This is a genomic window from Almyronema sp., from assembly GCF_052168255.1.
GTDB classification, from domain to species: domain Bacteria; phylum Cyanobacteriota; class Cyanobacteriia; order Phormidesmidales; family Phormidesmidaceae; genus Sphaerothrix; species Sphaerothrix epifaneia.
In genome coordinates, this window is the sequence record NZ_JBQLZL010000088.1 from 1 (window position 1) to 9,447 (window position 9,447).

At 49.8% G+C, this 9,447-nt stretch carries 6 protein-coding genes; all 6 read left to right on the plus strand.

Annotation, left to right across the window (positions count from 1 at the left end):
• The first annotated feature begins 305 nt into the window (after nt 1–305).
• The 6 genes from cas10 (at nt 306) to ACTS3T_RS19225 (ending at nt 9,376) form a co-directional block, all read left to right on the plus strand.
• Complete coding sequence (cas10, locus tag ACTS3T_RS19200) at nt 306–3,506, plus strand: type III-B CRISPR-associated protein Cas10/Cmr2 (RefSeq protein WP_377968277.1); 3,201 nt, start codon at nt 306–308, stop codon at nt 3,504–3,506.
• 3 nt (nt 3,507–3,509) lie between these two features.
• Nucleotides 3,510–4,706, plus strand: coding sequence for a type III-B CRISPR module-associated Cmr3 family protein (locus ACTS3T_RS19205; RefSeq protein ID WP_462935389.1), 1,197 nt, complete (start codon nt 3,510–3,512; stop codon nt 4,704–4,706).
• On the plus strand, nt 4,703–5,662 hold the full coding sequence (locus ACTS3T_RS19210; RefSeq protein ID WP_377968282.1) for an RAMP superfamily CRISPR-associated protein: 960 nt from the start codon (nt 4,703–4,705) through the stop codon (nt 5,660–5,662). The genes ACTS3T_RS19205 and ACTS3T_RS19210 overlap by 4 nt, the downstream gene beginning before the upstream one ends.
• A gap of 1 nt (nt 5,663) precedes the next feature.
• Nucleotides 5,664–6,263 carry a hypothetical protein gene (locus ACTS3T_RS19215; protein ID WP_377968283.1) on the plus strand — a complete coding sequence of 200 codons (600 nt, stop codon included), beginning with the start codon at nt 5,664–5,666 and terminating at the stop codon, nt 6,261–6,263.
• Nucleotides 6,226–8,076, plus strand: coding sequence for an RAMP superfamily CRISPR-associated protein (locus ACTS3T_RS19220; protein ID WP_377968284.1), 1,851 nt, complete (start codon nt 6,226–6,228; stop codon nt 8,074–8,076). Before ACTS3T_RS19215 ends, ACTS3T_RS19220 begins: the two co-directional genes overlap by 38 nt.
• A gap of 82 nt (nt 8,077–8,158) precedes the next feature.
• Complete coding sequence (locus ACTS3T_RS19225) at nt 8,159–9,376, plus strand: SAVED domain-containing protein (RefSeq protein ID WP_377968285.1); 1,218 nt, start codon at nt 8,159–8,161, stop codon at nt 9,374–9,376.
• The last annotated feature ends 71 nt before the right edge of the window (nt 9,377–9,447 follow it).

The window sequence follows — 9,447 nt, forward strand, 5'->3', positions numbered from 1 at the left end:
ACAGCCAGAGATGCTTGCAAGCCTAACCCTTCTTTTTGACCCTCAGCGATCGCAGTTTCTAGAAATTGTTCTAGAAATTGAGGGCGATCGCGTCGCCTCAGCCAAAATCTTTAACCGTAGATCGAAGTAGAGCGAATCAGTAAAATCTCTAGTTTGCCGTCCGGAATCAATTGAAGACATTCTGAAGATTACCAGCAACCAGAGAAAACTTGCTTAGGCTAGAACAAATTTTACCTAGCTCTGGCAAGCGATCGCGGTCTTTACCCCAAAAATCCAGCCCCCAATCCATCCTTTGAGGCGACCTTGTGACGGATGCAGCAAATCATACAGCCCCCTACTACGCCCGCAAACTTTACGCCTTTCTCCGCTCTGCCAAACTTAGCCACGCCGCCATTGAGCAGTTAAATCTAAACTGTCTTGATCCCCTTTCAGCCCTAGAAACCTGGTGGAGTGCAAGCGAACAACCTCAAAGCATTGGCCAGCAAATTGAAGCGATCGCGGCTTCTTCAGATCGGGTCAATCTTCACGCTACTGCTGCTCAAGGCGATCGCGTTTCGATTCGTCACCCTATCAGTGGCGAACCTGGCACCGTCTCTCCCAAACCAGCGTTTCCCACCATTCCTGCTGATATTCTGAGCGTTCTCCGCCGTGAATCAGATGCTCAAAAGGTCTTTGCTTGGTTTTGGCGGTTCTATCCAGAACTTTGGCTTAACCCTCAAGGTGAAACCTTGGCAGATGGGTTGCTGTATCCCGCTCACCTAGTTTTACCCGACTGTCCTCTGCACAGCTATCAAGCCACTGTTTCAGCCCTCACAGGCGCGAGATTTCCCAATGGCTGGCAGCAAGAAGAATCCCCCGCGCATCCCTACTTGCTCATCTTCACCTTTTCCCCCATTCAGGACTTCATCAAAGCCTCGCGCAAATTTCTAGATTTTTGGGCAGGCTCTTACCTGCTGCACTACCTCAGCGCCCGCCTTTGCTGGCATATCGCTCAAAAATACGGCCCTGACGCCATCATTGTGCCATCGCTGTGGGGACAAGACATCTTCGACGCTTTTTGGCTTGAACATCACCCAGGAACGGAGTTTGCTGATGTTTTGAAAACAATGTTCAAGACCATTGGCGACCAGAAAACTCCGGTAGAGCGGTTTACAGACGGATTATCTACCAGCCTTAGCACCGCCGGATTTCCCAACGTGATTACGGCCTTGGTTCCGGGACTAGGTGCGGCCAAAGAGCTAGGCGACGAGCTAGCGGATGTCTTGCAGGCTGAGTGGATAGCGATCGGTGAGAAAGTGCGCGATCACATCCGCCACAAAGTCAGTCAAGAAGCCGCTGCTATTTTAGACAATCAGTGGGATGCATTTTGGACTGAAATCAAAGAAGGCTTGCCTAAAGGCGAACCCAGTAAACCTTATAAAAGTGACTTAAGCAAATGGCGATCGCAGCGCAACCAGCATAATCAGCAAACTTATCCCACTTGGGAATGGTGCAAACTTTGGGATGTGCAGCTCAAAAATGCCTGGGAACCCTACTGGGCGGCTGTTCCGCTCGGTGATCCTAATCAGCCACTTTCTGTCTCAAAAGCCAACGGCCAGTTTGAAGCCGCCTGGAAAAACGCCCAAAGTGAACTGTCGCAAGCCTGGGTTGAGATTCCTAGCACTGCTGAAGAACACACCTTTGATACCCTCAATGTCGGTAGCTGGTGGGGCAGCTTTCAGCAGCGCTTACGCATCGCCATTCAAACCGTCAAAAACACCCGCACCTGGAACATTCCCATCGCACCCGGTGAGCGATCGACCATCTCCGGCCAGTACAGCGCGGTTCACCCCAATCTGAACTACCGAGTCGTCAACCGTCGCGGCGCAGACCAAGATTTTCGCGAAGGAGGCGGTCTGCCGGAAGGCTCGATGCGGCTATTTTGGCTGCTAATGGCAAAAGCTTATCCCGGTCTGTTCAGCGGCTCTGAGCGGTTGAATGCCTTGGAGCTAACTAAGCGGATGGCGTGGATCTATGGTGATGTTGCAGACGCTTTAGGAATTCCGGTTCAAAAAACGATTAAACGAATTACAAAACACAAGCGTTTGCTGAATCAAATTGAAATCGATCATGTTGAGAGATTTTTATACGATCGCTTTGTGCGCTTTCCTAATTTGAGTTCGATCGCGGCTGCCCGATTCATTCGTGATGATTCTGAGATCGTGCGGAATTATTGCCGGGACTTAGAGAACGCGATCGCAGAAGCCTTTGACTCTAAATATAAACGTATCTTTCGGCGAGTCGCTCGCATCCGTCCGGGGCATATTCCTCAAACCGATCGGCACATCAATCCTAAGTCTCGAAAGCGGGACTATCTAAATGGCGTTATGTTTTCAGCTAAGTGGTTGGCTGAAGATTTGGGCTTAGGTTTAGACCAAACGCAACAGCTCAGAGGTTTAGTTGAGAAAGTTCATCACGACAATGGCTTTAAAGAGGGCAGTCCCTCAGACTGGTGGGCGATCGTCCTAGCCGACGGCGACGGCATGGGGCAATACATCTCCGGTAGCAAGCTAGAGAAATACCGGGCCTATATCAACCAAAATCTAGTTCCCGAAATCCCTGGTTTAGCCGAGCTTTACAACACGGACAAACGGATGGGGCCAGCCACCCACATCGGCCTCAACCGCGCCCTGCTGGATTTCTCTAATCGTTTAGTTCCCTATCTCACCGAAAAACGCTTTTGCGGCAAAGTGATCTACAGCGGCGGCGATGACGTCATGGCCGTGCTGCCAATTGAAGATCTGCCAGATTATCTGCGATCGCTGCGATCTGCCTGGAGCGGAGCCGCCGATCCTGGAGATGAGTTTGACCACGGCGATGGCTACTGGCGACCCAAGCCTGAGAAAAAACTCAAAGGCTTGCCCAACCGTCCCCTCTTCACAATGGGTTGCACCGCCACCATGAGTATGGGTGTGGTGATTGCCCACAAGTCTGTGCCGCTGCCGACCGTTTTAGAGAACCTATGGGAAGCCGAGAGCGATCGCGCTAAAGAAATGGTAGGCAAAGATGGCCTCTGCTTTCGGGTGATCTACAGCGGCGGCAATGTGCTAGAAGCCCTGATGAAAGGACATCTGCTAGATCAATGGGCGGCGGTTAGTCACCACTACGACGACAAACTCAGCCCCCTGCTTTATCGTTTAGCTGAAGAACTGCCTAAACGCGTGGATGTCAGTCATCCCGATCTGTTTCCGCTAGCTGCCCAGGTGATTATGAAGCGGCGAGACAGCGATCGCCAACTGAGCGGCGTTGAAGTCCCTCTCCAAGAATGGCTAACAGCCTGGGCACAGTGGGCACAAGCTGCCGCTAGTTCTAACCCTGATAAGCCGGGTGCAACTTCAGAAGACATCGGATATCTCCTCCGTTTCACCGCTTTCTGGGTAGACAAAATGGTGCAGCGTCAGAAGTGGCGACACCCTACTGAAGACGCCCCTAGCCATGCTTCAGAATTAGCCACGGCAGGGAGGTAAATCATGCACTGGTTTAGCGTTACCCCCCTAGATGTTTTGCTATTTCGAGAAGCCAAGCCCTTTAGCCTGGGTGAGGGGGCTTGGGCCAAGGGTCTGTTTCCGCCGATGCCGATTACCGTCTTTCAAGCGATGCGATCGCTGCTGCCAGACTATGGCGATCGCCAAGACGATCGGCGTCACGACCTCGAATTTTTAGGGCCATTTTTGCAAGATCCTAAAGGAAATCTCTGGTTGGCAACGCCTAAAGATCTTGTCGGCGTTCGCCGTCGGCAAGAAGGTGATGAAGAACCCAAGCCCGATCAGAAAAAAGCTTCTGACCAATGGGAGCAGCTTGTTCGGCTGCAACCGACAGCACCCGACGGGGTGCTGGGCTTCAGTGAGCGATCGCTGCCGCCGATGGTCTTTCCTCCCCTGGATGAAAATCAGTATGTGTGTGGCAAGCCAGATGATTGGATACGTGCCGACGTGCTGGCGGCTTATTTGGGCGGGCAAGCCGTGTTTGATCGGCCTGCGCCGATAGCGGAGCCTTGGTTAGGCGGCGATCCGTGGGATGTACAAATTTTGCCCCATATATACATGAAAGATGAGGCGCGGCAGGTGCGCGAGGCCGATGGCTACTTTACCGAAGTCGCTGTGCGGATGGAGCCAGGTTGGGGCTTTGTGGTTGGCATTGCAGAGCGATCAAACGCAAAGAGTCCCTTCAAAGAAATAAAAAAAGCGGTGGTTCGGCTAGGGGGAGAAGGACACAGGGCGATCGCCTCCCAAATCTCGGTGCCTGAGCAGTGGCAAACTTTGCAGCCCTTTGAAAAACCTCAGCAGGAAAAATCGCACTCGGCCTACGTGCTAACGCCCGGTCTGGCTCAAACGGAGGCTGACAAACCTCTTTACGGCCTTTGCCCCCACGACTGGCGCGGTACTGTCAAAGGCTGTGCGGGCGATAAACAACTGTTGTGGGGCGGTGTGCGGCAAGTCTGGCGGCGACGCAATCCCAAAAAACCGGATGAGCGATCGCCGGAGTTTGGGCTGTTGCCGCAGCGGGCGTTTGTGCCACCGGGAACGGTATATGCCTTTGAGGGGCTACCGCAGACGCAGCGGTTGCTGCTGGCTGAGAGTAGTCAGCAGCACAAGATGTTTAAGCAGCACAAGATGTTTGAAACTTTGAACTACGGCAAACTTTTGTGGGGAACTAGACCAGCATGAGTAGATTTCGCTTGGGCTATCTGTATGCACTTTCGCCGATCCATCCGGGAGGTGAGGGCGACCTCGGCAATATCTTGGATATTGTGCGCGAAACCCATACCAACTTTCCCTATATTCCCGGTTCCTCACTGCGGGGCTGTTTACGCGATGAGGTGAGGTATTGTGGTTTACTCAAAGCCGACGCTATCACCAATCGCCTGTTTGGCGACGAACTCGATACTAGCACCGGCAAGATGGGCGTTCACCAGGCTTGGTTTGGAGATGCTCGATTGCTTTGGGTGCCGATGCGCACAATGGAACTTGAAGGCAAAGGCGACGTGTTTACCTGGGTGAGTTGCCACACACTGATCCGAGATCATGCCTTACTCTCTGGGCAGGGGCATAGCTTACCGGAACTACCAGATACTCCGGTGGGTACGCGCACAGGCACCTACTGGGTCGCTGACTCTCAAATTACCGTTGGCGCTATGCCACATGGTCTTAGTGAAGCAACGGCACTTCCTAAATGGGCAACCTCTTTAGACGGTGAGGTGAAATCCACTTGGGATGACTGCCGAATTATTTTGTCAGATGATGATTTTGACGTGCTGATGGAACACGCGCTCTGGACGCAAATCCGCAACAAAATCACGGCTGAGGAAGATGCTAACGGCAAAAATCAGCCCGGTTCAGCAGAGGTTTTTTGGACAGATATTTGCATTCCCAGAGATACCCTCTTGTATTTTGCTTGGGGCTACCGCAAAGATAAGCCTATTCTGGAAAGCGATCATGACGCTTTAATGTCTGTTGTGAATGCGCTCTTCCAGGTGGGAGGTCAGGCGAATGTGGGTCGTGGCTGGGTGCAGGGCTGGGTTGCGAACGACCAGCCACCTGAAAATCTCAAAGACCCTGTTGAGACACTAGAGTCTGACTCCTCTAATGCAGAGATTCCAACCCTGACTGGAGCTGAAGTCTGAGATGAGCAGAAACAAGTATCAGAATCAAACAGGCCGTTCTAAGCGGAACAAAGAAGCCTCACTCAAGTCTTCACCCGCTGCCTCTTTTTCTAATGACACCGCTAAGAGCAACGCCTCTCAGCAGCGCCCGTCAGGAGTCAAGTCACCTATTCAGCCTTTGCAGCCTGAGCAGATGAGTTTAGAGGCGTATCGTCATATTCAGGAATGTTTGCAAACCAAGGAAGCTGCCTATCTTCAGAAAGAAGATGTGACAGCAGTGGTGCAACTGGCTCAACATCTTAGAGTCTTTGGGTTGCTCTCAGCCGTTGGCTATGTCAGACATGCCAGAGAGGGCAAAATTCGAGAGCGAATTCGTCCGATGTGGCTACCTTTGCTGTGGCGATTAGTCTGCGGCGACCAAAAGCTGCCCTCAGATGAAAAGCAAGCTCGGCAAACGCTGATGAACGCGACCTACACCTTATCCACTCAAAATCCGAAAGGATACATGGTGAAGTGGCGTCAGGCTTTGAAGCTATCGAATCACTGGAATTTTTGGGCACGGGCTTGTCAAGTAGAGGACGCTAATGAATCAGGCACCGAAGACAGCAACACTGCTAGTTGACCTATTGGCAAGGCAGCACGAAACGCGATCGCCTCACCTATTTAGAAGAGGAACATTTACGCTGGTGTGGCGGGCGAAAGTGGGATCAACGCCGTTCCCCAATTTAGAAACGATTATTTCAGCGGCTGAACCTTGTGGTCGCTTTGACTGGCGATCGCAAAGAAATGCTGACAGGTTCGAGTACAACCGACAGCCACCAGAAAATGAAAAGACGGAAGCCACGCCAGAATACTTTGGTAACCTCAGCGATTTAGCCAATCGTAATAGGTACCTAAAGCTCAATGGCTACATTCCCGGTTCAGCTATTCGAGGCATTGTCAGATCCTGGGCATTACAACGTAGCGACTCAAGGAATGACGCCATTCGCTTGCTGGGTAAGCAGGATAGCGATAGTGACAAAGTTACGCCTGGAAAAATTGTGTTTCTAGATGCATGGCCGCAAGAGCCGCAGCCTCTCTCGCTAGATATTGTTAATCCCCAGCAAGACTTTCAGGTGTATCATCTGCCCCAAGGTAGCACCCCTCAAGCCTGCAATCCTCAAGCCCTATACACGCTAGGGAATGGTAGCCAACCTCTGAAGTGTATGGTTGCAATCCGGGCAATTCCAGACTCAACTCGGTCAGTTGAGGAAATAGAACATGATCTCGATACAGTCTGGGACTGGGTCAAGCAGGCTTTGAGCCTTCATGGTGTCGGGAGTCGAACGGCTTCTGGCTATGGGGCTATGAATGCGCCTCGACCCCCACAAGCCAAACCAGTGTTACCGGATCCGGATCCAGGATATATACGTCAACGGTTTGTGTTTGACTTGTACAGTCAAGGCTGTTACGGCGTAGACAAAGACAATCGTAACAATCCTGAACTCCGCCCCTCTCACTGGCGCGGGTGGCTACGTTCATGGACATTACGCTTTTTACTTGGTGTCCTGCCAAAAGAGCAGGCAGAACTCGCTTTAGCTAATTTATTTGGCACCATAGAGCCTCAAGCGCACAAAGGCTGTGTTCGCATTAAGATGCATAAAGGAAAAATTTGGGGCGATCGCTCTGACAAGTCTCCTTATTTCTATGTTTGGAAAGGACAGCTTGAGGTGAGTGCGCCACCAGAGGTCTTGACGGCGATCATTTTGCCTATCATGCGAGTGGCTGTTACCCTCGGTGGTGTTGGGCATGGGTGGCGCAGGCCGCTCCATATTTTTTACATGGACAACAATCGTCCGGCTGCACGAGGTTGCTGCTTGACCTTGAAAACAAGAGGTTCAGACTCTACTAAAATTGGCGATGAGCTGACATTACCCTTGAATACGGACTGGAGCCAGCTATATGAAACCTGGCGAACCCGCGCTCAAGCCTATTTCAGAAATCAAGGTCTGCGCTTTGAGGAGAATCCTAATCGAGCTTTAGACGCTGAGATTTTCTCTCCTCGCAGGTGTGCGGTCTATGCGCTACTTGGGCCATTGACTAATCCAGTTAATGAGGGCGGCTCAAATTGGAGTCTGGACAATAATCAGGTTACTTTTCAATCAGCCGAAGACACCAGAGGCGATGGTGTTTGGCTAATCTATCAAGACCGCTATAAGCGCAATCCTGATGTAGGCGGCGATGCTGGACGCGGTTCAGCTTCGTGTTCATGGGTGAGTATTCGACGGGTTAATGTGCCTCATCCAACGATTGAAGCTGACTGTCAGGAGATGGTGTGTTTATTTTTAGGCGGGCAAGGAGAGCAAGGATTCCAGCGCGATCGGTATCGGTTTCTTCGAGACTTAGAAGAGATGGAAGACTCTAATTATTTATTTGGTGTTCATACATGTAGATAAAAGTGATGATATAGCAGGTGTAGAGAAGAAATTGCTCATAATAGGTTAAAGAAAAATTTAAATTATTTAATTGAAAGCCGTTATGTCTTTAGTTTTTATTTCCTATCGTCGTAGTGATAGCTCTGATGTGACTGGGCGCATTTATGATCGATTGTCAGCTCATTTTGGTCAAGACGAGATTTTCAAAGATGTCGATTCAATTCCTCTAGCGGTTGATTTTCGTGAAGAGATTGATAGCAAAATAAGAAAAGCTAAAGTTGTACTGGTCATCATTGGTTCTACCTGGCTTGAAATTCTTAATAGCAGGCTTAATGATCCAAATGACTGGGTTCGGATTGAACTGGAAACCGCTCTGCTTTACAGAATTCCGATATTACCTGTCTTAGTTAGTGGTGCAAGTATGCCTGATAGTAGTGCTCTTCCCATTAGCATTCGGTCTTTTACCAATCAGAATGCAGCAAAAGCAAGACCTGATCCAGATTTCCACGTAGATATTGATCGTTTAATCAATGGGCTTGAAAGGAGATTTGACTTACCTAGCTCTGTAACGCACAAGTCTCAAGTTCGATCTGACAAGATACCTAAAGTCCCTCAGATTTGGCTCCACGGTTGGAGCCGATATAGAGCGGATAACGGAACGGCTGATTTTAACCTTGACTGGAACGCTCATTACGACAAATCATCCTCTACCTATCCTACTTTGGGAAAGTGGGATAGTAAGCTTGCTCCAGATCTCATGAAATTAAAGCGATCAGTTGATGAGGCTTTCTCTAGCCAAATCATCGAATTTAGAAATACTTTACCTTTGGCTCCTGTGGTAGCTGTTGGGCATGTTTTTCAACAGACAAGCCACTACAAACTTAAAATCAAGCAGGGTGAGGAGATTTGGCAATCTTATGGCCTGTCTCGTAGCACCCTCCGTTTTGAAATTAAAGAAGCACAAGGTAAACCGGGTTCAAATTTAGCAATTGGTTTTGGCATTACAGGCGATGCTTGGCCCATGATGCAAAAACTAATGCAAGCCCCAGTCTTTCCCTTAGATGCTACTGTATATCTGCAAATACCTGAACCAGGTAGTGTAGCAATTGATAATGCAGATGCGATCGCCCTAGCAGTTCAAGCAAAGGATATGATTCGCAATTACAAGCACGAATATAACGCTGACTGTATTCATCTAATCATTTTTGCTCCTGCAGCGTATGCGTTGTTTCTAGGTCATTACCTTAATAGGCTAGGCGAAATTATTGTTTATGAGTTTATTTCAGATCGTTACCAGCCTGTTGTACGAATAAATACCTGAAAACCTGTAATCATTCATCGCATCTCGAATCGTTCTCACTAAAAAGCTCAACTCATATTCAAAGTCATATA

Excerpts from the sequence above, each read along its gene's own strand:
- ACTS3T_RS19205 (WP_462935389.1), top strand. The coding sequence starts at position 3,510 with ATGCACTGGTTTAGCGTTACCCCCCTAGATGTTTTGCTATTTCGAGAA.
- ACTS3T_RS19210 (WP_377968282.1), top strand. The coding sequence starts at position 4,703 with ATGAGTAGATTTCGCTTGGGCTATCTGTATGCACTTTCGCCGATCCAT.
- ACTS3T_RS19215 (WP_377968283.1), top strand. The coding sequence starts at position 5,664 with ATGAGCAGAAACAAGTATCAGAATCAAACAGGCCGTTCTAAGCGGAAC.
- ACTS3T_RS19220 (WP_377968284.1), top strand. The coding sequence starts at position 6,226 with ATGAATCAGGCACCGAAGACAGCAACACTGCTAGTTGACCTATTGGCA.
- ACTS3T_RS19225 (WP_377968285.1), top strand. The coding sequence starts at position 8,159 with ATGTCTTTAGTTTTTATTTCCTATCGTCGTAGTGATAGCTCTGATGTG.